Source organism: Marinomonas rhodophyticola (genome assembly GCF_026113935.1).
GTDB lineage: Bacteria > Pseudomonadota > Gammaproteobacteria > Pseudomonadales > Marinomonadaceae > Marinomonas > Marinomonas rhodophyticola.
In genome coordinates this window covers 237,501-263,088 of sequence record NZ_JAPEUL010000006.1, presented here as the reverse complement: position 1 = coordinate 263,088, position 25,588 = coordinate 237,501, and the positions used below count along the sequence as shown (strand labels likewise).

Genomic DNA, 25,588 nt, shown 5'->3' with positions numbered 1-25,588 from the left:
CACTTACTTTTAAATGTTCATTCAAAAGGGTAAATCGCTATAAGTGATTTACCCTTTTATGTTTGTACTTTTTAGTTAGTCCTTTTTCTTTGTTGCTAACTAAGTCGTTGTAAATAAGAACGGATGTTATTAACATCCGTTCTTATTTACTGACATTTAAAGAGAAAGTGCCATGGCTAGCCGAATTTTATTGTCCCATTCAAATAACCCTCATTTTAACTTGGCGGTTGAGGACTGTATTTTTCGTTCTATGCCAGCAGATCAGCGCGTTTTATTTCTTTGGCGTAATGCTGATACCGTGGTGATTGGTCGCTCACAAAACCCTTGGAAAGAATGCAACATCAGTAAGATGGAGCAAGACAAGATTCATTTAGCTCGTCGTCAAAGCGGTGGTGGGGCGGTGTTCCATGATTTGGGGAATACTAACTTTACTTTTATGGCGGGTAAGCCGGAATACAGCAAAGAAGTCTCTACAGAGATTGTGTTAAACGGCTTAAAGAAGTTAGGCATTGAAGGTTATGCTAATGGCCGTAACGATCTGGTGGTCGGAGAGGGTGAAGCCATGCGCAAATTTTCTGGCTCTGCCTATAAAGAGACTAAGGACCGCGGTTTTCATCATGGTACTTTATTACTGCACGCTGACTTGAGTCGTCTAGCGAATTACCTCAACCCTGATGTCAAAAAGTTACAGTCGAAAGGCATTACCTCCGTACGCTCACGAGTCACCAACCTAAACAGCTTGTATCCAGCGATTGATCATCAGCTCGTCTGTGACGCTATTGTCGAAGCGTTTTGTGAATATTTTGATGAAGTGCCAGCCATAGAGGAAATATCCCCTGACGCCTTGCCAGACCTACCAGGCTTTGTGGAAAAATTTGAACAACAGCAAAGCTGGGACTGGAACTTTGGTAAATCTCCGCAGTTTACTCACACCCTAGATGAGCGTTTCAAATGGGGCGGCGTAGAGATTCACCTCGATCTGAGCAACGCGAAAATCACCGCCGCGCAGACCTTTACCGACAGCTTGTTCCCGGATCCAATTGAGCAACTTGCAGAAAAACTTATAGGCGTGACCTACCGACCAGACGCTATCGCAGCTTGTGTCGACTCGGTTATTGAAAACTATCCAGACCATAAGGCGGATTTAGAAGAAATGAAAGCGTGGTTGGTTAAGGCGGTTTCCTAGACCAATTCCCATGTGAGCCGAATAATTCGCTTAATCGGCTCACATGATGAAAGACAGTTGGCAATATCCTGATTAGCCAAATTTCACCTTTGACGTTGGCTTTAGGCGTAGTGGGCTAGCCATTTACAAGGCTCTAAACTCATGTCGGTGAATGTAGCGGTAAAAGATGAATTCTGAGGGCTGCACGCATATACACCAAATTTTACCGATTTCTCTGCGGGTTGTGGCGGGTTGCATTTGCCCATTTCGACTGTTGTCTCACCAAGCTGATGCAAATGAAATACGCGCATTTGATTGAAAACAATACCATCAAATGATGATTCAATCAGAAAGTCTGCCCCTCGGCGGCTTAAGCGATACCAGATTTCTTTTGGTAGAGGGATATCTGATGTGGCCCAATCTGAGTAGCCAAAATTCGTTACGACACTTCCAAGTCTTGAAAATGCTTGGTTTTCGTATTCAATTGAGGCTTTGAACCAATTTTCACTATCGAGATAGATAATAAGACCACATTGATCAAATTGAGTTTGGTAAGTAAAACTGGCTTTTGCGGTAAAGGTGAAGTTTTCATCAGATTCAATCTGTAATGCGGGAGCATTATCATTACGAAATCCATAGTAACTGCGTTGCCAGAGATCCGTGTTCGACTCAGTTGTTATAGAGACTGAGTCTAGACTCACCTTACTTAATTTTGGCTCGAAAATCCATTTACCATTTGTAAAATCTACCATTTTAATCCTCTACGCTCCTTCTTGAATTCGTTTATTGCTCTGGTGGTTTTTGTATCTTTTCTAACGTTCTTTGTCCAATTGATTAAGTGAAAAGATAGCATTGAAAAATCAGGCGTTGTGTCTTGATGGTATTTTTTGATACAACACGGGCAGTTGAAAGAGGCAGCAGAGTTAATTTCTATCTGATCCTGATTGCTTCTAATTAGTGTTGTTCTATTAATTACAGCTTACGGGTTAGTTGTTGATTTACTTTGGGTGTTTACTTTATACTCAGTGGTACAGAATTAAGTACAGGAAAAAATGATGGATGCTATCAGTTATACAACAGCCCGAGCTAACTTGGCTAAGACAATGGCTAAGGTTTGTGACGATCATTCGCCAGTGATCATCACGCGTAAAAGCGAGAGCCCAGTTGTGATGATGTCGTTAGAAGATTATGAGTCCATGCAAGAAACTACCTATTTGCTGCGTTCGCCAGCGAATGCCAGAGTCTTGTTGGAGTCTATTGCTGAACTGGAAGCGGGTAAGGGCGTTGAAAGAGAGTTAATCGAGTGAGGCTCACTTTTTCAACCGCAGCTTGGGATCAGTATCTTTACTGGCAGAGCACAGATAAGAAAGTATTAAAGCGGATAAACTTACTAATCAAAGATATTCAGCGAGAGCCTTATGAAGGGGTTGGCAAACCAGAACCTTTAAAGCATGGCCTTGCTGGTTATTGGTCTCGTCGTATCAATGATGAGCATCGAATTGTTTATAAATATCAAGATGATGCAATTTTGATAGCGCAGTTACGATATCACTATTAGTTTTTTTATTTTAGTTCGCTGCTCGATAATTACTTTCATCAACCCAATCGGCGTTTCGATGAGGTAGCCGGCCTTACCTAGAATTGAAAAGTGAAGAGAAACGCCGCTTGGCTTGGTGTTATGTACAAAAGTCTGTGTTGGGCTGATGATGGTGTCATGTGAGTTGTTTTGTGTCGGCCTGAAGGCGCGACTTACAGTTTAATAACCCCTCCCTAACCCCTTGAAGAGAAGGGGAGGGAACAGAGAAAACAAAAACACCAGCCGAGGCTGGTGTTTTTAGTTCAATGTCAAAAAGTCTAAGCTGCTCTTTTTTTAGTTAAGCCTGAGCTTTCTTGAACGCGTTGATCAGTGCTTGAGTAGAAGCATCCAGTGCGCTGTTGTCGCTGTCGCTAACAAGGCGATTGTAGATGTCGGTTCCCAATACTTTGCCTAGCTCTACACCCCATTGGTCGAATGAGTTAATTCCCCAGATGGTGCCTTGCACGAAGGTGCGATGCTCATACAGTGCAATGAGAGCGCCGACAGTGGCAGGGGTCATCTTATCGGTAAATAGAGTATTACTAGGGCGGTTGCCTTGAATCACTTTGTGTGGCGCTACGGCCTCCACTTGCTCTGCCCCGGCACCTGCGTCACGCAATTCTTGCTTGGCTTGCTCTAAGGTTTTGCCGACCATTAAGGCTTGTGATTGGCTTAGGCAGTTAGCAATCAAGTGAGTGTGGTGTTCGCCAATTGGGTTGTGACTGGTCAGTGGTGCAATGAAGTCCACAGGAACCAGACGTGTGCCTTGGTGTAATAGCTGATGGTAAGCATGCTGACCGTTGGTGCCAGCACCGCCCCAAATGATAGGGCCTGTGTCGGTTGTGACGCCATCGCCATTCAATAGGTTGGCTTTACCGTTACTTTCCATGTCGAGCTGCTGAATATGAGCAGGCATGGCACGTAGGTAATGGTCGTAAGGAATTAAGGCGTGAGTTTGTGCGTTGTGGAAGTTGATGTACCACACGCCAAGGGCGCCCATGATTACCGGCAGGTTTTCTTCAAATGGCGCGGTGCGGAAGTGCTCGTCCATTTTGTGAGCGCCGTCTAGTAAGGCGTAGAAGTTGTCCATGCCCACGGCAATGGCAACAGGCAAGCCAATCGCAGACCACAATGAGTAACGTCCGCCAACCCAATCCCACATTGGGAAGATGTTTTCTTTATCCATGCCAAAGTCTACAGCTTTTTTCACATTGGAGCTTACGGCTGCGAAGTGTTTGCTGACGTCATTTTGTGAGCCGCCATTACTTAGGAACCAATCGCGCGCGGCATTTGCGTTAGACAGTGTTTCTAATGTGCCAAAGGTTTTAGATGAGATAACAAATACCGTGGTTTCAGGGTTCACTTGATTTAGTTTGCCGTTGATGTCTGAACCATCAATATTGGCAACGAAGTGCACTTTGATGCCGTCTTTTTTATATGGCGTTAGCGCTTCTGCAACCACTTTTGGGCCAAGATAAGAGCCACCAATACCAATGGAAACTATGTCGGTAATTGCTTTGCCTGTGTAGCCTTTCCATTCACCACTGTGTAGTTGAGTAACAAATGTTTCCATTTGTTTAAGTGTTGTACGTACTTCAGCTAAGACGTTGATACCATCTACCATCAGCGTTTCTTGCGCTTGGCTAGCACGTAGAGCGATGTGTAAGACAGAGCGATCTTCGGTGTTGTTAATATGCGCACCGCTGAACATGCCTTTAATAGCACTTTCTAGCCCTGCTTCTTTTGCTAGATCCGTTAGTAGCGCTAGCGTTTTGTCATTGGCACGATTTTTTGCGTAATCCAATGTCCAGCCAGCGGCTTGTGCGGTGTATTTTTCGGCACGTTTGGGATCTGCTTCAAACAAGGATTTCATATTTACAGATGCCATGTCTTGTTTGTGTTCTATTAATTTCTGCCAAGCAGTTAATTCTGTGGGTGAAGCCCATTACAATCTCCCTAGAAATCAAAGTTATAGCTCTACACGCAAATTATCAATCAAGCGTGCACTGCCTAAGTGTGCCGCAGCCAAAATGACTAGGCGTTTCTCTTCCTCTGATGGTGTTTGTAAATTATCTTGTGCGCGAATCTCAAAATAATCACGACGGAAACCAGCCGCTTCAAGCTTCTGTTGAGCTTGTTCGCGAATGTCCTCGTGACTCGCACTGTTTGCTATAAGCGCCTCTTTCGCCCATAGCAGTGTTTGGTACATCGTCGGTGCAATGCGTCTTTCTTCTTGTGTTAGGTAGCCGTTGCGTGAGTCTCATGGCGAGTCCATCGTCATTACGAGCTGTATCAACGCCTATGATGCGCACGTTTGAGCTTAAGTCGCGTACCATATCTTCAATGACTTTAAGTTGCTGAAAATCTTTATTACCAAAGATTGCACAGTCTGGTTGAACAATATTAAACAATTTTGTTACCACGGTGGCAACGCCAACAAAGTGACCTGGGCGTGATGCACCACATAGAATGTCAGATAAGCCCATGACTTCGATCTGTGTCTGGCTGCGTTTGCCATCTGGGTACATTTCTAAGGCGTCTGGTGCGAACAAGTAGTGACAACCGTTGGCCTCAAGGACCCTTTTGTCTTCTTCTAGTGTTTTTGGGTAGCGCTCTAAATCTTCGTTGGCTGAGAATTGCATTGGGTTAACGAAGATGGAAGAAACAACGACGTCACCTTCTTCTGTTGCCCGACGTATCAGTGACATGTGGCCATCGTGTAGGTTGCCCATGGTTGGGACGAAGGTGATACTCTTGTCTTGTAGGCGCTCAATTTTTAGCGCGGCACGAAGTTCAGCGATAGTATGGAATGTTTGCATTATTTGAATCCGTGCTCTGGTCCTGGAAAGGTCATGTCTTTTACTTCTTTTACGTAGGCTTCAAAGGCTTGCGTCACGTTGCGACCGTCGGTTAAGAAGTTTTTGACGAATTTTGGTGTATGGCCGAGGTTGATGCCAAGCATATCGTGCATCACCAATACTTGGCCATCTGTATGATGCCCAGCGCCAATACCGATTGTTGGCACAGGAACGGCTTCTGTCAGTGTTTTGCCCAATTCTGTTGGGATGCATTCATAGAGGAGAATATCCGCCCCTGCCGCCACAAGGTCTAGCGACTCTTGCAGTAATAAGTCGGCTGCGTCTTGGCTTTTACCTTGTACTTTATAGCCGCCAAATTTATGCACGGATTGAGGGGTTAGGCCTAAATGTGCGCAAACGGGAATACCTCGTTGGCTAAGTAGTTTTACGGTGTCGGCGAGCCAGCTGCCACCTTCTAATTTGACCATGTTGGCGCCAGCTTGCATCAATTTAGCGGCGTTATCGAGTGCTTGTTCTGGTTTGCTGTAGCTCATGAAGGACATGTCAGACAGAATGAAGGCATTGGTATTGCCTCGCTTTACGGCAGCAGTGTGATAGCACATGTCTTCGATGGTAACGGGTAAGGTGCTGTCTTGGCCTTGTATGACCATGCCTAAAGAATCCCCAACCAAAATGGTTTCCACACCGGCCACGTTCATGACATTAGTAAATGAAGCGTCGTAGCTGGTTAGGCAGGTGATTTTTTCCTTATCGGCTTTCATTTTTTTGAGCGTGGATAAGGTAACTGGTTTGGTGAGTTTTCTTTGTGAGTTATCTGAATACATAATTTATTCTTCTTTGATAAAGACCAAATCGCTGGTATCAATTTGCTGTAAATGCTCGGTAACGGTTTTGCCATTTGCTAAAAGCATATCAGGCGCTAGGTCGCTAAGCGGCTTTATAACAAACCCTCGTTCTAGCATGAAAGTATGCGGCACGGTGAGTCTTGGTAGCTGTATTGTTTCTTGTCCGTACAATAACAGATCTAGGTCTAAGGTGCGCGGTCCCCAATGCCGTTCTCTTACTCGACGCTGTGATTGCTCAATACTTTGCAATAAATCGAGTAAATCAATAGGGGATAGGTCGGTGTCGAAGGCGGCGACGGCATTAACATAATCAGGTTGGTCTTGTGGACCAACTGGTTTGCTGCCATAAATAGAAGAAACACGAAGATTTTTTACATCGTCGTGTTTCTTTAAGGTATCAATGGCGCGATCAAGTTGCGCCACTGGGTTGTCAAGATTGCTGCCGAGTCCAATATAAGCGTGTATCAAGAGGCATCCTCTTACTCGTCAAATGTTTCTCTTTGTGGTGCGTTACTTTTCTTACGACGACGAGGGCGGCGTTTTTTAGGGCCTTCTTTATCGTTAGCAAAGTTATCAATGCTTTTAATCAATTCTCTCTGTTGGCTTTCTGTGCCGTGCTGGAATTTTTCCCACCAATCGCCCAATCCATCTAGCTCTGTTCCACTTAATTCGCGTATGAGCAAAAAGTCAAAACTGGCACGAAAGCGTGGGTGCTCAAGCAGTAGAAAGGCACGTTTGCCATAGCGTTTGGGAAGACGATATTGCATATCCCAGATTTCACGCATTGGTGTGGAGAATCGACGCGGAATGGCGGTCGAAGCGACTTGATTGTCTAACACCATATTGGCTGCTTGATGCAATGCCGGTGTGGCTGGCATGCCTTGCGCTTGGAATTCTTCATGACGCAATGTCACGCTTGGCCACAATAGGACAGCGTATAAAAAATATGGCGCAGTGGTTTTTCCACTCTGGATTCTGTCGTCGGTGTTTTTTAAGCCCTGAAGTATAAAGGCTTCTGGATCGATATCATTACGTTTCCAGCCGCTTTGTAACAAGGCGTCAGTATCGGGAAATAAGTAACGAAATAAACCGTATTGGCGTAATAGGTGGAACGTTTCAATGCCATTACCACTGCCTAGAAGCTTTAATACTTCTTCAAATAAACGTGCTGGCGGAATGTGATCCAGTAGGTGTGCCATTTCTTTGATTGGTGCTGCAGTTTCAGCTTCGATCTCAAAGCCTAATTTACCAGCAAATCGAATCGCGCGCAGCATCCGAACGGGGTCTTCTTGATAACGTTGGCGTGCATCTCCGATGATTCGAATTTGTCTGAGTTCGATGTCTTTTAGACCGCCACAGAAGTCATGAATACTGAAGTCTTGGACATTGTAATACAAGGCGTTAAAGGTGAAATCACGGCGCTCAGCATCTTCTTCGATACTGCCGTAGACGTTGTCACGCAGTACAATACCATGAGCTGAACGAGCCGAATCTTTGCCTTTCAATGACGTGGTTGGTGTGTCGTCATCATCGTCATCTTGTGCTGAATTTGCTCTAAAGGTGGAAACTTCAATGATTTCTCGGCCAAATGTCACGTGGACTAGTTTAAAGCGGCGACCGATCAGTCTGGAATTAGAGAAAATATTGTGTACTTGCTCTGGTGTGGCGTTAGTGACCACATCGAAGTCTTTTGGCTCTATGCCAATTAAATGATCTCGTACACAGCCACCGACAAGGTAAGCATCGTAGCCAGCTTTGTTTAAGCGATACAATACTTTAACAGCATTGGGAGCTCAAGTCTTGTCGAGATAAGCTGTGATCGCTACGAGGTATGACAATAGGGTAAGTCTGTGCCTTTGGTGAGGCAAACAGTGAGGTAGCTTTACGTACCAGAGATTTTAATCCTGTAAGCATTGGACAACAAATTTTAAAGTTAACGAAAAGGGCATTCTACACGTGATAAAGTAAAGTTACACGAATAAAGGTTGTATTTAGGTGATTTTGATATGTTGAAAAGGGTAGGTATTTATATGACTATTACTTATTTACTGATGAGTAAATAAAATAATCGCTTTGGATACATGAAGATACTAGTTCCGAAAACAAAGTGGGTGCTGCTTCTGCAGTTCTACTCAAGTTTTATTTTTATTGTTGCATTGTTTTCATTGCCCGAAGGCTTGTATATCTAAAAAAATCAATTATCCAAAGCGATTTTCCATCCATGACCTCAAATTTTTATTTTTATTTGAAGAGGTCACGGTGTTCTTAGTTGTTATTTTTATTTTTAAGAACTTACATACGACGATTAACTTATTTTTATTCTTGGTCAATCTTCTTATCGTTGTGTCATATATAAGGCATTTGTTGTGCCAAAAATAATAAAGTGCTGATTTCATTGAGTTTTAGTGTGTTTCTGTTCATTTTCTTTACAGTTTTTTGAATATTTTTTGGGTATTTTGGTATCAAGTGTTACCTTTATGTTGTTACTTTTTTGGGTATTGCTAGTTTTTGTCGTCTTTCCCATAAGCTTTTTCTTGATATGCCCAAAGAATGTGCAAGTTGGGTTTCAGTCATCTTGTGTTGGTGCGTTAGTACGAAATGCTTAAAATAATCGTCGAGCGTTGTTCCTTTGGGCAAATGGGCATTGCTTGCTGCTGAATCTGTAGTGTGGCTAGTGTTTTGCTGGCTAGCGAGTTTTAAATTAGCGGCTTCGACCCGTTCTAGTGGACTAAGAATAACAGCTCTTTCAATGGCATTTTCTAGTTCGCGCACATTACCTGGCCAATTATGTGCGCGGATGGCTTTATCGAATGTTCGGTTGTAGCTGTAAATGGGCTTGTTGTGCTTCTGACAGGCTTTCTCAAGAAGAATTTGAGCCAGCATGGAGATGTCATCGCCTCTATCTCTTAGTGGTGGTAACAACAGCTCCATCACATAGAGTCGGTAGTATAAATCCTCGCGGAATAGCCCTTGTTTGACCATGGCGATTAAATCTCTATGTGTGGCGGTAATTAATCGAATATTGACCTTGGTCGATTGTGTTGCACCGACTTTTCGAATTTCACCCTCCTGAAGAACGCGCAACAGTCTTGCTTGGGCCTCGAGAGGTAATTCACCAATTTCATCGAGAAAGAGCGTGCCCTTATCAGCAGCGTAAATTAAACCGTCATGGGATGAGTTTGCGCCTGTGAACGCCCCTTTTTCATGACCAAAAAGCTCTGATTCTATTAGGTTTTCTGGAATGGCGGCACAGTTTACACTGATGATAGGATGGTTGTGGCGGCGGCTGAGATTGTGTAGCGCTTTGGCGACCAGTTCTTTACCTGTTCCAGACTCCCCGCGAATCAATACGGTCACATCGGTGCCAGCAATTTTACGCATGTCACTAAACAAGTCTTGCATTAATGGGGACTGGCCAATAATGCCGCTGCCTGGTGTGCCTAAGGTTAGCGCCTCTTCTTTTGTGATTTGCTGGTTGGGGGGTGTTTGAGCGGATGGCGTTATGTTTGGAGCATCATCTTGTTCAAGTACGTTTACGACATGTTTGAGAAGTGTCTCTGAGTCAGTTGGTAGCGGCAGATAGAAAACCGCCCCTTGTGCCATGCTATTAACACCTGTGCTTAGACTGGCTTTGGTATCAAGTACAATACGACGAGGTTGGTTGGGCAGTTCTGTATGGCTGTTTAGGTGTTGAATGGCTTCTTGATCGATAAGCAGAAGATTAAATTCTGATAGCTCATAATATTTTTTTGCCTGCTCTAAGGATTGGCTGGTATTAACTTGGAAGCCATAGCGAGATAACCATTTTTCGGATTCTTTAAGTGGGGAATGGTCAGGGCAAATGATCATTATGCTGTGCATTGAGTGTCACCTCTTGTAACTGTTGTAACGATTATACACATGCGAACTTTTTGGTCGAGAGTGCCTTTTCTTAAATTGATGGATTATGCTGACCGCTACTTAGATGAAATGTAGGTCTTGCTCCTGCAATGGAAGTTCTTTAATTCCCCTTAATTTTTCGGGGTTCCAGGCTTGTATGGACAGTGATAGAGCTTCTGCGATCGAGGAAGGGTTTGCTAGGTCAATGTTGAGGTAGTGGAGTGCCCGTAATAAGGTGGGTAAGTGACCATTTTCAATGGGTTTAGCATGGTTTTGTTTGCTGATTTTATCACCAAAGTGATTGGTGATAAGTGGAATGTGACAGACATTTGGTGGTGTCCAGCCAAAGAGATGATAAAGGTGAAGTTGTTGGGCGGTGGTCTCGATTAAATCTGCACCTCTGACAAGGTGGGTAATATTTTGTAGGTGATCGTCAACCACGACGGCCAGCTGATAGGAGAAAAAACCATCTTTTCGTTTCAGTACTGGTGGGTATTTAAGGTCGTCAGTAAAAATGAGGGTGTTCTGGATGAGATCTTGGCATTGATAAATAGTTGCACTGGTTTTTAGTCGCCATGAGTGTGGTTCTTTGGTAGTACTTGCACACTCGAGTGGATGGTTGCCATCATTTTGAGCGAGAGATTGTCTGGTGCAATTGCATGGAAAAACATGTCCATGTTGTTTTAGTACTGATAAATAATGTTCGTAGATGTCGCTATGCTGGCTTTGTATTCGAATGTCTTGATCGGAAAAAAGCTGGTAGCTGTGAAGGGTATGTACAATCTGTTCGGCAAATTCTGTTTTGCAGCGTGTGCCGTCCACGTCTTCAAGGCGAATAACCCATGATCCACGGTTTTTTTGGCATCCAAATAGCTCGCTAATGCGCTGACTAGCGAGCCAAAATGGAGTGGACCGGTTGGCGAAGGTGCAAAACGGCCACGATAGAGAGGCATAAGGGTATTGGCGTAATTAGGCACTGTTCTCAAGTACTTAGCGTTAGCCGCCGATTTGTCTCTCTTTAATTTCCGCGAGTGTCTTGCAATCAATACACATAGTCGCTGTTGGGCGAGCTTCTAAGCGGCGAATGCCGATTTCAATGCCACACTCTTCGCAATAGCCATAATCGTCGTTATCAATTAACTCGATCGTTTGAGAGATCTTTTTAACCAGTTTACGTTCACGATCACGTGCGCGAAGTTCTAGGCTAAACTCTTCCTCTTGGCTCGCTCGGTCGTTTGGATCGGCATAATTCACAGCTTCTTCTTTCAGATGGTGAACAGTACGATCAACCTCTTCCATCAGATTTTGTTTCCAGTTGAGTAGGATGCTTTTAAAGTGCGCCAACTGGTTCTCGTTCATGTATTCTTCGCCATCCTTAGCAACATAAGGAGTGAAGTCTTTCATTAATGACTCAGGGTTCATATTTGGCATACGCATTGCCTCACTTCGCAGGTTTCCATTGTGGTAGCCTGTAACCAATAAAATTAGGTGATTTATTTTCGGGCGGAAACTTACCAGATAATGTGCTCGTTAACCACATTTTTTGCGTAAAATGTCGCGATATTTTTGAAACAGGTAGAGAAAGGTAGAGAAAGCTGGATGGAAAGGCATAAGTTAGCAGCAAGGGTTGAGCAAATTGCACCCTTTCAGGTAATGGCGGTATTGGCTAGAGCGAAACAGTTGCAATCGCAAGGCGAGGATGTAATCCACCTTGAGATTGGTGAGCCTGATTTTGTTGCCGTAGAAGCCGTTGCTGATGCCGGTATCGCGGCTATTAAGCAGGGTAAGACGGGTTATACCTCAGCTACTGGGTTGCCAGAACTTAAGTGCGCAATTAGTGACTATTATAGTAGCCGCTATCGGGTTAGCGTCGCGCCAGAACGAATCATTGTTACGCCTGGTGCGTCTGGCGCTTTATTATTGATGGCCTCGCTGATGGTGAATGCTGGGGAAGACGTGTTGATGCCAGATCCATGTTATCCATGTAATCGTCATTTTTTGATCCAGTCTGGTGCAAAAGCCAAGTTGGTCGAAACAACGCCCGAAGATGGTTTTGAAATGGATTTGAGTACGTTAGGTCAGCATTGGGGGTTGAATACAGCAGGGCTTTGGCTTGCTTCGCCTTCTAATCCAACTGGTGCGGTACTCAGTCAATCCTATCTTTCGGATGCGTGGACAAAAGTGAATGAGTTGGGTGGCCATTTGCTGGTCGATGAAATTTATCAAGGATTGGTTTATGAAGGCGACGACTTCACGGCCTTGTCTATTTCAGACGATATTTTTGTTGTGAACAGTTTCTCAAAATATTTTGCCATGACAGGGTGGCGGCTTGGGTGGTTGGTTGTTCCTGACTGGGCGATTGAGGGGGCGACAAAGTTGGCGCAAAACCTATTCATTGCTGCACCAAGCGTGTCTCAGTATGCAGCGATTCGTGCATTTGAACCCGATGTATTGGCTGAGTGTGAAGAGCGTCGCCAAATCTTAAACGCTAGACGTCTCGTTTTGCTGGCCGGATTAAAAGCAATAGGGCTGCCTGTTGTCGCGCCAGCTCACGGGGCTTTTTATGTGTATGTTGATGTGTCTGGAGTAACACAAGATGCGATGGCTTGGTGTTTGGCCTTGTTGGAAACAGAAAAGGTGGCACTCACACCAGGGGCTGATTTCGGCATCAAGGACGCTCATAAATATGTGCGGTTTGCTTACACTTGTGACGAGTCTAGGTTGCAAGAGGCGCTCGCGAGAATTGCGCGCTTTATTGTCTCTTGATGTTGCGGTAAGACGTAGGGTTAGCCTCTACGTCTTACGAGTATAATGCCAGCTAATAAACAGATAATAATCGGTATGCTGACACCTATAATGGGCGGAAAACTGACCGCAACACTCATTCTTCCAAATAAGTTCAGTGCATTTTGAAAGGCTAAACCTATGATCACGCCCGAAAAAATCCGTCCGCCCATCGTGGAGGATCGAAGAGGGCCAAAGACGCTAGAAAGTGCTACCAGCACCAGTGCTAAGGAGGCTGCAGGGCGTAAGGTGGTGATCCAAAATTCCAGTTCGTATTGTGACGCGTCGAGTTTTTCTTGGTGCAGGTAAGTTTGATAATTCAATAATTGGCTAAGAGACAGTGTTTCTGGGTCTTGTGATGCCAAAAATAAATTTTCTGGTGTGATGCTAACGTTCCACTCAGCATGTGGGGTGCTTTGGGTTTCGATACGGTCGGGAAAAAAGACGGTTTCTGTTACGTCATTAAGCTGCCAGGTTGATCCTTGTATGTGTTTTGCTGTGGTGGCGCTTTTAGTGTAGGCCAGTTGCTGCAGTCCTTGTTGTTGATTTGGGGCGAAAATCTCTATCCCATACAGTGTTCCTGTGTCATCGGCCGCATCGATATAGACGAAGTTATTGTCGGCTTTTAGCCACACGCCACCGCTGAGTGAGAACGTGCCAGTTTCTTGGTCTTTGAATTTTTCAATCAAATTGGCTTTTTGTTCAGCGGTTGGTGCAACAAACTCTGAAATCCCCATGCCTAATAAGGAAACGAGTAAGATAGGTTGGCAAGCGGCAAAACCAATACGCCAAATTGGCATGCCTGCTGCCCGCATAACGGTCAATTCAGAGGTCGCGGCAAGAGTGCCTAATCCCATTAAGGTGCCGATAAGGGAAGCGATCGGAATGTATTCTGCGAGTTTGCCAGGTAAACGATACACGATAACTTGCAATAAAGATTGCAGTGTGTAGTTGTCGTTGACTTTTTTAATTTGCTCTATAAAAGTGAGTGCAAAATCCAACCCAAGCAGAACAACCGCAACAATCAAGAAGCCCCATAAAACGCTGTTGCCAATGTATCTATCTATTCTATTCATATCAATTACTCGTTTTTTGCATCCGCTATGTTAGGGAGTCTGGCTTTGCGGCGTTCAAAGACTTGGTTGTATTGTGCGAAAAGCAGCGCTGCGACGAGCATGAATAGGCCGTGTATCCACCACAGACCAAGCTGAATGGGGAGTTTGCCTTTTTCTAGTGCCGTGCGTCCCCAAATGAGAAGGGCGATATACAGTATCATTAAAAGAATGGCGGGTAACATCTTGAAGAAGCGCCCTTGTCTTGGGTTTACTTGGCTTAACGAAAGCCCAATGATGGCAAGAATAGGGATCATAACAACCAATGAAGTGCGCCATTGGAGTTCAACTTTGTCTGCCAGTTTTTGACTTTTTATTAGTGCTAGGGTGCTTCGTGTATAAGGGTCATCAATGACATTACTGCCTTGGTTTTCCATGCGAATGGCGTAGGTATCGAAGTAGGTGATGCGATAATTAGCTGTACCAGGTTTGCCTTCATATCGGGTGCCGTCTTTAAACACAAGATAGGTTTGATTACCTTCAGAGCTAATGCGTATTTGTTCTGCATAAGCCGCCAAGGTTTGTGTAGGAATGTTCTGGTCTTTTTTACGAACGACGTCCGAAATGAAAATTTGTTTCATCCATCCTTCGTCTGGCGTGAAGCTATCGAGATAAGTGGTGCGCTGTCCGCTACCCTCAAAGCGGCCGGGTATCAAAAAATCGAAAGCAGACAATTGATTCTGTGCCTCGGAGGCTTCAGCAGCGCGGTATTCACTTAAAGGTGCTATCCAAAAGTTAATGGTGGCACTAACGGCTCCGATGATGCAGGCAATGCCAAGTGTGTAGCCTGCCAATTTGACTTTGCTAATGCCGCTAGAAAATAAAACGGACATTTCATTTTCTATGTACAGGCGTCCGAATGCCAATAACAAAGATAGGAAAAACGCGAGAGGTAGGATCATCTGAACGAAACTCGGCACATGATAACCAAGAATAACGAATAGAAATTCGAAGGTCATTTTTCCTTCGGCTATGCGGCCCAAGTAGTTGGAAATTCGTCCACTTAGAATAACGAGCAATAAAATAAGCGTCACGCCAATGGTTGACACAAGCACTTCTTTCGCTAAGTATCTGAATAGTCTCAAAGTCACCTCTGGATGGATTCTGCTTTATTGAGCGTAGAGTTGATTACATATCTAAAGCCCCCATTATCTCGTGGTAAGAAGGTTATTATCCAGTTTTTTTTAAAGTGAGGCCTTTGCATGACGACGCTGTTCTTAGATAGAAGAATGATGATAGTCTGAAAAATAGCGTATTAACGCAGATTATAGTGGCGTTTTTATCGTATATTTGTTCAATTTTCGTCTTGCACCACCGTCTTAAAGTTATTTTATTGAGGTTTTTTTCATGAATATGGCGTTATTTGATCGCTTATCTACCGTACAAGCGGATTTGCTTGTTACATTTGTTCCAAGTGAGGGTGACTTTCCTGAGTCAACCGCTTGGATTGATGAGAATGCTAATGGGCAAGTTTCACAATTACGCGAAACGGGTGTCTTTAAAGGTGGTGTAGCGCAAACGCTATTATTGCCAGGTGTGTCACAAGACTTTGCGCAAGCTGTGCTATTAGTGGGGATTGGTAAAGACGCTCAGCTGAGCGATATGCAAGCTCGTAAAGTGGTGGCAGCGGTAGCGGCACAAATTAAAGGTTTACCATTCGCATCGGTTGCTGTTGCCAGTGCTGGGCTTGTGTTAAAAAATCGCTCTCAGTCTGATGTATTGACGCTGGTTGCCCAGTGGTTGAATGAAGGTTTTTACAACTTCCTTGGCTTTAAGAAAGATGATGCTGAGAAAACAACAAAAGTTGAGTCGCTATTGTTAGAGGGTAGCGATGAAGCGGCTTTGGCTATTGGTACGGCGACGGCGAAAGGTTCGGCTTTTGCTCGTCAACTTGGCAATTTGCCTGGTAACGTTTGTACACCAAGTTATTTAGCGTCTAAAGCGCAGCAGTTAGGTGAAGAATACAGTATCGGTGTTGAGTTGCTAGATGAAAGCAAAATGGATGAACTAGGCATGCATTGCTTGTTGTCCGTGGGGCATGGTAGTGATCAGCCGAGTTATTTGATCGTGATGAACTATCGCGGTGGTGCAGAAGACGAGGCACCTCATGTTCTTCTAGGGAAAGGTATTACTTTTGATACTGGCGGTATTTCCTTGAAGCCTGGTCCAAAAATGGATGAAATGAAATATGACATGTGCGGTGCCGCAAGTGTTTTCGGTACGATGAAAGCGATTTGTGAGTTAAAACCAAAGCTGAACTTTACAGCGGTGATTGCGGCGGCGGAGAATATGCCTAGTGGCCGTGCTACTAAGCCTGGCGATATTGTGAAAACCATGTCTGGTCAGACGGTAGAGATTTTGAATACCGATGCTGAAGGCCGTTTGGTGCTTTGTGATGCTTTGACTTATATTGAGCGCTTCAAGCCTAAATCAGTGGTTGATATTGCGACACTTACGGGCGCTTGTGTGGTGGCTTTGGGTGGTGTGAATTCAGGCATGTACGCGAACAATGATGATCTGGCGGTTGAGTTGAAGGCAGCCAGTCATGTTGCTGCGGACAAAATTTGGCAAATGCCGTTAGACGAAGAGTATCAACAACAGCTTGATAGCAACTTTGCAGATATCGCTAACATTGGTGGACCTGAAGCCGGTTCTGTTACGGCGGCGTGTTTCTTGTCCCGTTTTGCAGGATCTTACCCTTGGGCGCATTTGGACATTGCAGGTACTGCGTGGACGGGTGGTGCAGCCAAAGGGGCAAGTGGTCGCCCTGTTGCGTTGTTAACGCGTTATTTGCTGGCGAAATCCTAAGCTTCTACCGTCATTTTAAAACAGTGACGTACAAAAGCAGGTACAATTATTTGTCCCTGCTTTTTTTATGGCAATGGTTCAATCGCGTTCTAGCGCAGAGGAAGATGAATTGGATTAAAGTGTTATTTTTATCCTAGCGATATTGATGACTAGCTTTTATCCATTGGGGTAGACTTTTGTGTTCTTCAGTGCGAAAGTTGAGGGTTATAAATGATAGGTTAAGTGGTCTTGCTTGCTTGGCCGTTGTATTTTGCTTTCTTAATATTGGTTTTTCCTATGTCAGATTTAGCCACTCAATATGATGACGGTGTTTTTGAGCCAGATGAAGAAACCTTGATCTCTGCTTTGCGCAATCAAGATGACATTCCTATTCTGATGGACATTGTTGCGGAAACAGTGCCTGTGTCTTCGGACAAGTCAGTACATTCAGCGCAACCACTTGATGAGCCTGAAGAGTATGGTATGCAGTCTGAGAAAGACTTGCTTGAAGATCATGACTTTTCTAGCGATTCCGCAGAGGGCACGCATGATGACGATATGGATGATGTGCTTACACTCAACGATATCGTAGATGAATCGCCGTTATCACAAGCGTTAATCGCTAAAACCATTGCTAGCGTGCTCGAGCGGCGTTTGCCTGAGTTGGTATCGGAAGTGATGCAGGCATTGCAGGACGCAGCTGAAACAAAAAAAGAGTAATGCAAAACAACAGTCGTGTAACACGTCGGCAGACGGCTTAATTCTCCACGTGTTATTCTTTATCTGGTTATGACACGCTATAATTCTTCAACTTACAATTGATTGCTACATAAGAGCCTTAAGACATCATAATGGAAAAGACCTACCAACCTCAAAGTATTGAACAGCCTATTTATCAACGTTGGGAAGAGGGCGGATATTTTTCCCCTCAAGGCAACGGTTCTCCATTCTCTATCATGATACCTCCGCCAAACGTCACTGGCAGTTTACACATGGGGCATGCTTTTCAGCATACCTTAATGGATGCAATGATTCGTCGTGAACGTATGAAAGGCAGTCGCACATTGTGGCAGCCAGGTTCTGATCATGCTGGTATTGCCACTCAAATGGTGGTTGAGCGTCAGTTAGCCGCTCAAAATATTACCCGTCATGATTTGGGGCGTGAGAAATTCCTTGAAAAAGTATGGGAATGGAAAGCGCAATCTGGCGGTACGATTTCAGACCAAATGCGTGTCTTAGGTGACTCAGTTGCTTGGGAAAAAGAACGCTTCACAATGGACCCTGGTATGTCTGCGGCGGTTCAAGAAGTGTTTGTGCGTTTATTTGATGAAGGCATTATTTATCGTGGTCAGCGCCTAGTAAACTGGGATCCGGTTCTGCACACGGCCATCTCTGATCTTGAAGTGGTTTCTGAAGAAGAAAATGGCTTCATGTGGTATTTCCGCTATCCATTGGCGGACGGCGTGAAAACGGCCGACGGGAAAGATTATATTGTTGTGGCGACAACGCGCCCTGAAACTATGTTTGGTGATGCTGCGGTGGCCGTGGCGCCGGATGATGAGCGCTTTGCGGATATTGTTGGTAAGTTTGTTGAGTTGCCATTGGTTGGTCGTCGTATCCCGATTGTCGCCGATGAATACGTAGACAAAGAGTTTGGTACTGGCTGTGTGAAAATTACCCCAGCCCATGATTTTAATGACTATGAAGTTGGCAAACGCCACGACATGCCATTGATCAATATTTTGACTGACGATGCGGCTATTAATGATACCGCACCAGAAAAATACCGTGGTATGGATCGTTTTGATGCTCGCAAAGCGGTTGTTGCTGACTTTGATGCGCTTGGTTTGCTTGAGAAAGTGGTTGATCACAAGTTAAAAGTGCCACGTGGTGAACGTGGTAACACCGTGATCGAACCATATTTGACTCAGCAGTGGTATGTGGCAGTCGAGTCATTGGCTAAACCAGCGATTGAAGCCGTTGAGAATGGTGACATTCAATTTGTGCCTAAGCAGTGGGAAAACACCTACTTTGCTTGGATGCGTGATCTTCAGGATTGGTGTATTTCTCGTCAACTTTGGTGGGGGCATCAAATCCCTGCTTGGTACGATGCTGATGGCAAACATTATGTTGGTAAGAGTGAAGATGAGGTTCGAGCCAAATATGGTTTGGCAGCAGAGCTTAAATTGACTCAAGATGAGGACGTACTAGATACATGGTTCTCATCCGCTCTTTGGACCTTTGCAACGCAAGGTTGGCCAGAAGAAACGCAAGATTTTAAAGAATTCAGTGAATCCGATGTATTAGTAACAGGCTTTGACATTATTTTCTTCTGGGTAGCCAGAATGATTATGATGACGTTGAAGTTTACCAATAAAGTACCTTTCAAAACCGTCTATATTACGGGGTTAATCCGTGATGAACGTGGCGATAAAATGTCTAAATCCAAAGGCAACGTAATCGATCCATTGGATTTGATCAATGGTATTGATATTGAGTCTTTAGTGGCGAAGCGTACTTCTGGCATGATGCAGCCTCGTTTGGCTGAAAAAGTTGAGAAGAATACTCGCGAAACTTACCCAGAGGGCATTCAAGCTTACGGTACCGATGCATTGCGTTTTACGCTTTGCTCGTTGGCGTCCGGTGGTCGAGACATTAAATTTGATCTTAATCGTCTGGAAGGGTATCGCAATTTCTGTAACAAGATTTGGAACGCAACGCGTTATGTCTTGATGAATACAGAAGATCAAGATTGCGGTCAGCATGGCGCAGAGGTTGAATTGTCTTTGGCTGATAAGTGGATTATTTCTCGCCTGCAGCGTGCTGAGGACGCGGTTAATCGTGCTTTTGATACACATCGTTTTGATTTGGCTTCTCAAGCATTGTATGAATTTATGTGGCACGAATACTGTGATTGGTATTTGGAGTTATCTAAGCCGGTACTGTGGGACGAAAACGCGACGGCCGCGCAATTGACGGGTACGCGTCGTACTTTGGTTCGTGTATTGGAAGCTTTTTTACGTCTTGCTCATCCGATGATGCCATTTTTGACCGAAGAAATTTGGCAGCGTGTTGCCCCTCTTGCTGGCATAGAAGGCGAGACTGTGATGCTGGGTAAATACCCTTCAGCCGATGAGGCAAAAATAGACGTACAAGCCGAAGCGGATGTTGAATGGTTAAAAGGCGTTATTGAAGGCATTCGTAATATTCGTGGAGAAATGAATATTTCTCCTTCTAAACCCTTGGCTATTTTGTTCCGTAATGGTTCTGATCAAGACAAGACACGCTTGGATGCCAACCGTCCTTTCTTACAAACGTTGGCAAAACTAGAATCCGTGACTTGGCTAAATGTGGGTGATGAAGCGCCGATGTCAGCAACCGCCCTGGTGGGTGATATGGAAGTGCTTGTCCCCATGGCTGGTTTGATCGATAAAGGCGCTGAAATAGCTCGTCTGCAAAAAGAAATCGATAAGGCAACAAAAGACCTTGAGCGTATACAGGGTAAGCTTTCAAACGACAGCTTTGTGGCTAAGGCACCAATAGAAGTGGTCGAGAAAGAACGTGCTAAGTGTGATGATTTGCAACTGGCGGTTAGTAAATTAGAAGAGCAAAAGATCCGTATTGCATCTTTGTAAACTCAGAGAGGTCGAAAGTCCATGTTGACTTTCGACCTTGCGCTTACTTTAAATAAAAATAAAAAAAGAGGCGATGGTTATGGAGCGATTAACAGGAAAGGTTAAGTGGTTTAATGATGCCAAAGGAATAGGTTTTATTAAACGAGAAGAAGGTAGCGATGTTTTTGTTCACTACAAATCAATCGCTTGTGATGGACATAAAACATTAAGAAAAGGCCAGCCGGTTAGTTACGAGTTATCCAGCACGGATTTTGGCTTACAGGCGATGAATGTGAGAGTAGAGAAAGAGGCGCAATCCGCTTCCTCTGACTCTAATAAACAAGCGATGCCTGCTTAGGCCGACTCGGTCAGCATTTTATGCGCCAGTTTGACAAAGTCGACAGGCGTAAGAATGCCGATCAATTTGTTGTCTTGAGTAACGGGTAGACAACCATATTTGTTTTCGATGAAGAATTCGGCGGCCATGTCCAAACCTGTTTCAGGGCTTACAGTGAGTATGTCTTTGTTCATGGCATTGGCTATGGGGGTTTGTTGCTCTTTTTTAGACAGTTGTTGAGTGCCAAACTGGCTAACTAAGTGAAATGCATGGCGTAGGTACTCACGCTGTGTCAGCATGCCGACACATTCTCCCGAGTCATTGACGATGGGGATGTTTCTAATGTTTTTTTCTTGCATCAATGCTTTGGCTTTCGCTAAAGAATCGTTTTCTCTTAACGTAATTAAATGGGTAATCATCAGGTCGGCCACTGTGCGCATGACTGAATCTCCTTGTTCTATTTCAGCGTTTATTTTGACAGTAGTGCTGAGTGTAGAGTGGATTGCCTATTAAAGGCAATTATGTATTTAAGGTAATAGTGCTGCCTTGAGGAAGATCAAACATGACAGACCAAGAATGGATGGAGCGAGCCATCATATTGGCTGATAAAGCCGCATCAGAGAGTGAAATTCCAGTCGGGGCGATTGTAGTCCTTAACGGTGAAATCATTGGTGAAGGTTATAATTCTCCTATTTCATGTTGTGACCCAACCGCACACGCGGAGATTCAGGCGATTCGTGATGCGTGTAAGCGGATGAATAATTATCGGCTTCCTGGCGCGACTTTGTATGTGACGTTGGAGCCTTGTTCCATGTGTGCGGGTGCGATCGTACATGCCCGTATCGATCGAGTCGTTTATGCGGCGACGGAACCGAAAAGTGGTGTTGTTGAAAGTCAGGGGTATTTTTTTCAGGCAGTGTTTCTCAATCATAAGGTGAAAGTTGAGTCTGGGATCTTAGCCGAAACAGCGTCTGCACAACTGACTCAATTCTTTCAATACCGCCGTGAGCAGAAAAAGAAGCTCAAGGAACAGGCAAAAAGAGGCTATTTAGGCGATTAATTCCGTCATTTGGTGTAGAAATTTCATACTCTGCTAGCCTCTATTTGCTTCATTGATTTAAAATACCCACACCATTTCCCCAAAACTACCAAGTGAGGCAATACTCAACATGCTAACTCTGCATGGTTCCGCAGCGCTATCGGCGTTTCGCAAGGCAAAGTTATTAGCCAATATGCAAGCATCTATCCCGTCTGTCACAGATGTCGATGCGCAATTTCTCCATTTCGTGGAGCTGGCTGATAATCAAACGCTAACGGCAGAGCAGGAAACTGTTCTACAACGTGCTTTGGCCTACGGTCCTAAATCCTCCCAAGTCAGTTCATCTGATCAAAGTGTACTAGTGGTTCCGCGTTTAGGAACGATTTCACCTTGGTCATCGAAAGCAACCGATATTCTTCATAACTGTGGCCTTGCGGCCGTATCTCGCGTCGAACGAGGCGTGGAATACTTTATCCATAGTTCTCAGCCCTTAACGCTAGAAGAACTGGACTTGTTGTCTGCCATGTTGCATGACCGCATGACTGAAAGCGTGCTTCCGGCATTAGGCGACGCTGCGATCATGTTCTCTCATGCAGAGCCTGCGCCGATGACAAGTGTTGATGTATTAGGTGGTGGTCGTGCGGCGTTGGTTGAGGCAAACCAAACGCTGGGTCTTGCCCTTGCTGAAGACGAAATTGACTACCTTGTTGAATCTTTCATTGAGTTGGGTCGTAACCCAATCGATGTAGAGCTGATGATGTTTGCGCAAGCGAACTCTGAGCATTGCCGTCATAAGATCTTCAATGCGTCTTGGACGATTGATGGCGAAGAGCAAGAGCGCTCTTTGTTTAAGATGATCAAGAATACCCACGAGCATAATCCAGATGGTACTTTGTCTGCTTATAAAGACAACGCTGCTGTAATGGAAGGCCATTTTGGTGGACGCTTCTTTCCATCACCAGAGACTCGCGAATACGACTTTAGCCAAGAAAACATCGATATATTGATGAAAGTTGAAACTCATAACCACCCAACGGCCATTGCCCCTTTCTCAGGTGCGGCAACCGGTTCTGGTGGTGAGATTCGTGACGAGGGTGCAACAGGTATAGGAGCCAAGCCAAAGGCAGGTTTGAGCGGTTACACTGTGTCAGACCTAAAAATTCCTGGTTTTGAACAGCCATGGGAGAGCCAATACGGCAAACCTTCTCGTATCGTGACACCGTTGGATATCATGATTGAAGGGCCGATAGGTGGTGCGGCGTTTAATAACGAATTTGGTCGTCCGAACTTATTGGGTTACTTCCGTACTTTCGAGCAAAAAATCCAAGGTCCTTCCCAAGAAGAAGTGCGTGGTTACCATAAGCCCATCATGTTAGCTGGTGGTATTGGTAATATCCGTCGTGATCACGTGGAAAAACAAGAGATCAAAGTGGGCGCTAAGTTAATCGTACTTGGTGGTCCTGCGATGTTGATCGGTCTTGGTGGCGGTGCGGCCTCTTCCATGGCGTCTGCTGATGGTAACGAAGATCTTGATTTTGCTTCTGTACAGCGTGGCAACCCAGAAATGGAGCGTCGTTGTCAGGAAGTGATCGACCGCTGCTGGCAGTTGGGCGACAAGAACCCAATTAGCTTTATCCATGACGTGGGTGCGGGCGGTTTATCGAATGCTTTACCTGAATTGGTAAAAGACGGCGAGCGCGGTGGTAACTTTGATTTGCGCAAGGTTCTCAATGATGAGCCTGGCATGTCGCCACTGGAAATCTGGTGTAACGAATCGCAAGAACGCTACGTTATGGCCGTTTCTCCAGACCGTATTGAAGAGTTCACGGCAATTTGTGAGCGTGAACGTTGTCCGTTTGCCATTGTTGGTGATGCAAAAGAAGAGATGCACCTTGAAGTGGCCGATCCTCATTTCAACAACAAGCCTGTTGATTTGCCAATGTCTGTGTTGTTTGGCAAGCCACCCAAAATGCATCGTGAAGCGAAAAAAGCTATTATTTCTGGTGATGACTTTACCGCTGAAAATGTGGATCTCGCTGATGCTGCTAAGCGTGTTCTTAGTTTGCCAACGGTGGCGAGTAAAAATTTCCTAATTACCATCGGTGACCGTTCTATAACGGGTATGGTGGCGCGTGATCAGTTGGTAGGGCCTTGGCAGGTTCCAGTGGCCGACGTAGCGGTAACTACCTCGTCCCTAGAAAGCTACACGGGTGAAGCCATGACCATGGGGGAACGTACTCCAGTGGCCTTGTTAGATGCGCCTGCATCTGGTCGTATGGCAGTAGGCGAAGCCCTGACTAACTTAGCAGCGGCGCAAATTACCAAACGTAAACACATTAAACTGTCTGCAAACTGGATGGCCGCTGCTGGTCACGAAGGGGAAGACGAAAAACTTTACCAAACTGTAAAAGCAGTGGGTATGGAGCTATGTCCTGCACTGGATATTGCGATTCCTGTTGGTAAAGACTCTATGTCTATGAAGACTGTATGGAAAGAAAACGGCGAAGAAAAAGCCGTTACTTCGCCATTGTCTTTGGTTATTTCTGCTTTTGCTCCCGTTGCCGATGTGCGCAAAACACTCACGCCAGAGTTGCAAAATAAAGCCAACACGCGTTTGTTGCTGGTGGATCTAGGTGCCGGTAAAAATCGCTTAGGTGGTTCTGTTATTGCACAGGTTTACAACAAGCTTGGTCAACAAGCTCCAGATGTAGACGATGCAGCTGCTTTGGCTGGTTTCTTTGATACCACTCAAGCGTTAAACAGTGACGGTAAGTTGTTGGCATACCATGACCGTTCAGATGGTGGTTTGTTTGCGACTTTGGTCGAAATGTCATTCGCGAGTCATTTGGGTCTGAATATCGATCTTGATGAGATTATTTCTGATCGTACACAAGTGGCACCTGCATTATTTAGTGAAGAGTTGGGTGCCGTGATTCAAGTGAACGAATCCGATGTGGCCACTATCGTTGCTGCTTATGCAAAAGTAGGCGTCGCTGTCGCTTCTATTGCTACCTTGTCTGGTGGCGATAACATTAGTATTCGTTTCGCAGGCGAAACGGTACTTGCAGAATCTCGCGTTAATTGGCAGCGTGTCTGGTCAGAAACCAGCTACCGTATCCAAGCATTGCGTGATAACCCTGAATCGGCTCAGCAAGAATTCGATAACTTGTTGGATGTAAAAGATCCTGGTCTGTCTGCTGACGTTCGTTTTGATCAAAATGATGACATCGTAGCGGCATTTATTGCCTCTGGTGTTAAGCCTAAAATTGCTGTTTTGCGTGAGCAAGGCGTAAATGGGCAGGTAGAAATGGCTGCCGCTTTCCATAAAGCAGGCTTTACACCAGTAGATGTTCACATGAGTGATATTCTTTCTGGCCGCATAACGCTAGATCAATTTAGTGGTTTAGTGGCGTGTGGTGGTTTCTCTTACGGTGACGTATTGGGGGCGGGTGAAGGTTGGGCTAAGTCTATCCTTTTCAACCCAATTGCTCGTGAGCAATTTAAAGCCTTCTTCAATCGTCCTGACACTTTCACGCTAGGTGTGTGTAATGGGTGTCAGATGTTGTCGAATTTATACGAATTAATTCCTGGTGCGGGTCATTGGCCGAAATTTGTTCGTAACCAGTCTGCG

General features: G+C 44.9%; 20 protein-coding genes and 2 pseudogenes (1 of these 22 running past the window's edge). 10 read left to right on the top strand and 12 right to left on the bottom strand.

From position 1 onward, the window contains the following. Positions 1-172 precede the first annotated feature (172 nt). Entirely contained in the window at positions 173-1,186 is a 1,014-nt protein-coding gene (gene lplA / locus ONZ52_RS07170; RefSeq protein WP_265217980.1) for a lipoate--protein ligase, read from the top strand. Between the two features lie 101 nt (positions 1,187-1,287). Here the strand turns inward: lplA and ONZ52_RS07165 are convergent, their stop codons facing one another. Further along, positions 1,288-1,917, bottom strand: a complete 630-nt coding sequence (locus ONZ52_RS07165) for a DUF1349 domain-containing protein (RefSeq protein WP_265217979.1) — start codon at positions 1,915-1,917, stop codon at positions 1,288-1,290. Between the two features lie 300 nt (positions 1,918-2,217). Here ONZ52_RS07165 and ONZ52_RS07160 point away from each other — a divergent pair, with 300 nt between their 5' ends. Both ONZ52_RS07160 and ONZ52_RS07155 read left to right on the top strand, forming a co-directional pair. Next, entirely contained in the window at positions 2,218-2,472 is a 255-nt protein-coding gene (locus tag ONZ52_RS07160) for a type II toxin-antitoxin system Phd/YefM family antitoxin (RefSeq protein WP_428981165.1), read from the top strand. Then, positions 2,469-2,723, top strand: a complete 255-nt coding sequence (locus ONZ52_RS07155) for a Txe/YoeB family addiction module toxin (protein ID WP_265217978.1) — start codon at positions 2,469-2,471, stop codon at positions 2,721-2,723. The genes ONZ52_RS07160 and ONZ52_RS07155 overlap by 4 nt, the downstream gene beginning before the upstream one ends. A gap of 316 nt (positions 2,724-3,039) precedes the next feature. Here the strand turns inward: ONZ52_RS07155 and pgi are convergent. The 8 genes and pseudogenes from pgi to dksA all read right to left on the bottom strand — a co-directional run. After that, positions 3,040-4,680, bottom strand: a pseudogene (gene pgi, locus ONZ52_RS07150) (glucose-6-phosphate isomerase); the annotation flags it as partial. A gap of 30 nt (positions 4,681-4,710) precedes the next feature. Further along, positions 4,711-5,560, bottom strand: a pseudogene (gene panC / locus ONZ52_RS07145) (pantoate--beta-alanine ligase). Then, entirely contained in the window at positions 5,560-6,384 is an 825-nt protein-coding gene (panB, locus tag ONZ52_RS07140; protein ID WP_265217977.1) for a 3-methyl-2-oxobutanoate hydroxymethyltransferase, read from the bottom strand. The pseudogene panC and the gene panB overlap by 1 nt, the downstream one beginning before the upstream one ends. A 3-nt stretch (positions 6,385-6,387) precedes the next feature. Then, the gene (gene folK / locus ONZ52_RS07135) at positions 6,388-6,870 is read right to left on the bottom strand and encodes a 2-amino-4-hydroxy-6-hydroxymethyldihydropteridine diphosphokinase (protein WP_265218188.1); all 483 of its coding nucleotides are present in this window, start codon (positions 6,868-6,870) and stop codon (positions 6,388-6,390) included. A gap of 14 nt (positions 6,871-6,884) precedes the next feature. Next, the gene (pcnB, locus tag ONZ52_RS07130; RefSeq protein WP_265217976.1) at positions 6,885-8,177 is read right to left on the bottom strand and encodes a polynucleotide adenylyltransferase PcnB; all 1,293 of its coding nucleotides are present in this window, start codon (positions 8,175-8,177) and stop codon (positions 6,885-6,887) included. Between the two features lie 703 nt (positions 8,178-8,880). Further along, positions 8,881-10,266 (bottom strand): sigma-54-dependent transcriptional regulator, encoded by a 1,386-nt coding sequence (locus tag ONZ52_RS07125; protein WP_265217975.1) that lies wholly within the window; start codon positions 10,264-10,266, stop codon positions 8,881-8,883. Positions 10,267-10,365: 99 nt separating this feature from the next. After that, positions 10,366-11,106 carry a glutamate--tRNA ligase family protein gene (locus ONZ52_RS07120; protein WP_346433229.1) on the bottom strand — a complete coding sequence of 247 codons (741 nt, stop codon included), beginning with the start codon at positions 11,104-11,106 and terminating at the stop codon, positions 10,366-10,368. Positions 11,107-11,280: 174 nt separating this feature from the next. Next, positions 11,281-11,715: an RNA polymerase-binding protein DksA gene (dksA, locus tag ONZ52_RS07115; protein ID WP_111606847.1), complete on the bottom strand. Its 435-nt coding sequence runs from the start codon at positions 11,713-11,715 to the stop codon at positions 11,281-11,283. 135 nt (positions 11,716-11,850) lie between these two features. Between dksA and ONZ52_RS07110 the strand changes: the two genes are divergently transcribed. After that, complete coding sequence (locus ONZ52_RS07110; protein ID WP_321160278.1) at positions 11,851-13,050, top strand: aminotransferase class I/II-fold pyridoxal phosphate-dependent enzyme; 1,200 nt, start codon at positions 11,851-11,853, stop codon at positions 13,048-13,050. A 20-nt stretch (positions 13,051-13,070) separates the two neighbouring features. On the opposite strand, the gene lptG is transcribed toward ONZ52_RS07110, so the two are convergent. Continuing rightward, positions 13,071-14,144, bottom strand: coding sequence for an LPS export ABC transporter permease LptG (gene lptG, locus ONZ52_RS07105; RefSeq protein ID WP_265217974.1), 1,074 nt, complete (start codon positions 14,142-14,144; stop codon positions 13,071-13,073). Positions 14,145-14,149: 5 nt separating this feature from the next. After that, entirely contained in the window at positions 14,150-15,271 is a 1,122-nt protein-coding gene (lptF, locus tag ONZ52_RS07100) for an LPS export ABC transporter permease LptF (RefSeq protein ID WP_265217973.1), read from the bottom strand. 256 nt (positions 15,272-15,527) lie between these two features. Here lptF and ONZ52_RS07095 point away from each other — a divergent pair, with 256 nt between their 5' ends. From ONZ52_RS07095 to ONZ52_RS07080, 4 genes are all read left to right on the top strand, one after another. Next, positions 15,528-16,988, top strand: a complete 1,461-nt coding sequence (locus tag ONZ52_RS07095) for a leucyl aminopeptidase (RefSeq protein ID WP_265217972.1) — start codon at positions 15,528-15,530, stop codon at positions 16,986-16,988. 276 nt (positions 16,989-17,264) lie between these two features. Then, on the top strand, positions 17,265-17,687 hold the full coding sequence (locus ONZ52_RS07090) for a hypothetical protein (RefSeq protein WP_265217971.1): 423 nt from the start codon (positions 17,265-17,267) through the stop codon (positions 17,685-17,687). A gap of 131 nt (positions 17,688-17,818) precedes the next feature. Continuing rightward, on the top strand, positions 17,819-20,602 hold the full coding sequence (locus ONZ52_RS07085) for a valine--tRNA ligase (RefSeq protein ID WP_265217970.1): 2,784 nt from the start codon (positions 17,819-17,821) through the stop codon (positions 20,600-20,602). 79 nt (positions 20,603-20,681) lie between these two features. Then, the gene (locus ONZ52_RS07080) at positions 20,682-20,939 is read left to right on the top strand and encodes a cold-shock protein (RefSeq protein WP_265217969.1); all 258 of its coding nucleotides are present in this window, start codon (positions 20,682-20,684) and stop codon (positions 20,937-20,939) included. On the opposite strand, the gene ONZ52_RS07075 is transcribed toward ONZ52_RS07080, so the two are convergent. Continuing rightward, complete coding sequence (locus tag ONZ52_RS07075) at positions 20,936-21,358, bottom strand: CBS domain-containing protein (RefSeq protein ID WP_265217968.1); 423 nt, start codon at positions 21,356-21,358, stop codon at positions 20,936-20,938. The genes ONZ52_RS07080 and ONZ52_RS07075 overlap by 4 nt on opposite strands. A 122-nt stretch (positions 21,359-21,480) precedes the next feature. Here ONZ52_RS07075 and tadA point away from each other — a divergent pair, with 122 nt between their 5' ends. Together tadA and purL are read left to right on the top strand one after the other, a co-directional pair. Continuing rightward, positions 21,481-21,978 (top strand): tRNA adenosine(34) deaminase TadA, encoded by a 498-nt coding sequence (tadA, locus tag ONZ52_RS07070; protein ID WP_265217967.1) that lies wholly within the window; start codon positions 21,481-21,483, stop codon positions 21,976-21,978. A 109-nt stretch (positions 21,979-22,087) separates the two neighbouring features. Continuing rightward, positions 22,088-25,588, top strand: partial view of a phosphoribosylformylglycinamidine synthase gene (gene purL, locus ONZ52_RS07065; protein ID WP_265217966.1) — the 5' portion only. It continues 399 nt past the right edge of the window; 3,501 of the gene's 3,900 nt are visible here — the first part of the coding sequence; the start codon lies at positions 22,088-22,090; the stop codon falls past the right edge of the window.

Bases quoted from the DNA above. Each gene is read 5' to 3' on its own strand.
- lplA (WP_265217980.1), top strand. From the start codon at position 173: ATGGCTAGCCGAATTTTATTGTCCCATTCAAATAACCCTCATTTTAAC.
- ONZ52_RS07080 (WP_265217969.1), top strand. From the start codon at position 20,682: ATGGAGCGATTAACAGGAAAGGTTAAGTGGTTTAATGATGCCAAAGGA.
- ONZ52_RS07095 (WP_265217972.1), top strand. From the start codon at position 15,528: ATGAATATGGCGTTATTTGATCGCTTATCTACCGTACAAGCGGATTTG.
- tadA (WP_265217967.1), top strand. From the start codon at position 21,481: ATGACAGACCAAGAATGGATGGAGCGAGCCATCATATTGGCTGATAAA.
- ONZ52_RS07090 (WP_265217971.1), top strand. From the start codon at position 17,265: ATGTCAGATTTAGCCACTCAATATGATGACGGTGTTTTTGAGCCAGAT.
- ONZ52_RS07165 (WP_265217979.1), bottom strand. From the start codon at position 1,917: ATGGTAGATTTTACAAATGGTAAATGGATTTTCGAGCCAAAATTAAGT.
- ONZ52_RS07075 (WP_265217968.1), bottom strand. From the start codon at position 21,358: ATGCGCACAGTGGCCGACCTGATGATTACCCATTTAATTACGTTAAGA.
- panB (WP_265217977.1), bottom strand. From the start codon at position 6,384: ATGTATTCAGATAACTCACAAAGAAAACTCACCAAACCAGTTACCTTA.
- ONZ52_RS07085 (WP_265217970.1), top strand. From the start codon at position 17,819: ATGGAAAAGACCTACCAACCTCAAAGTATTGAACAGCCTATTTATCAA.
- lptG (WP_265217974.1), bottom strand. From the start codon at position 14,144: ATGAATAGAATAGATAGATACATTGGCAACAGCGTTTTATGGGGCTTC.
- ONZ52_RS07125 (WP_265217975.1), bottom strand. From the start codon at position 10,266: ATGCACAGCATAATGATCATTTGCCCTGACCATTCCCCACTTAAAGAA.
- dksA (WP_111606847.1), bottom strand. From the start codon at position 11,715: ATGCCAAATATGAACCCTGAGTCATTAATGAAAGACTTCACTCCTTAT.
- ONZ52_RS07160 (WP_428981165.1), top strand. From the start codon at position 2,218: ATGATGGATGCTATCAGTTATACAACAGCCCGAGCTAACTTGGCTAAG.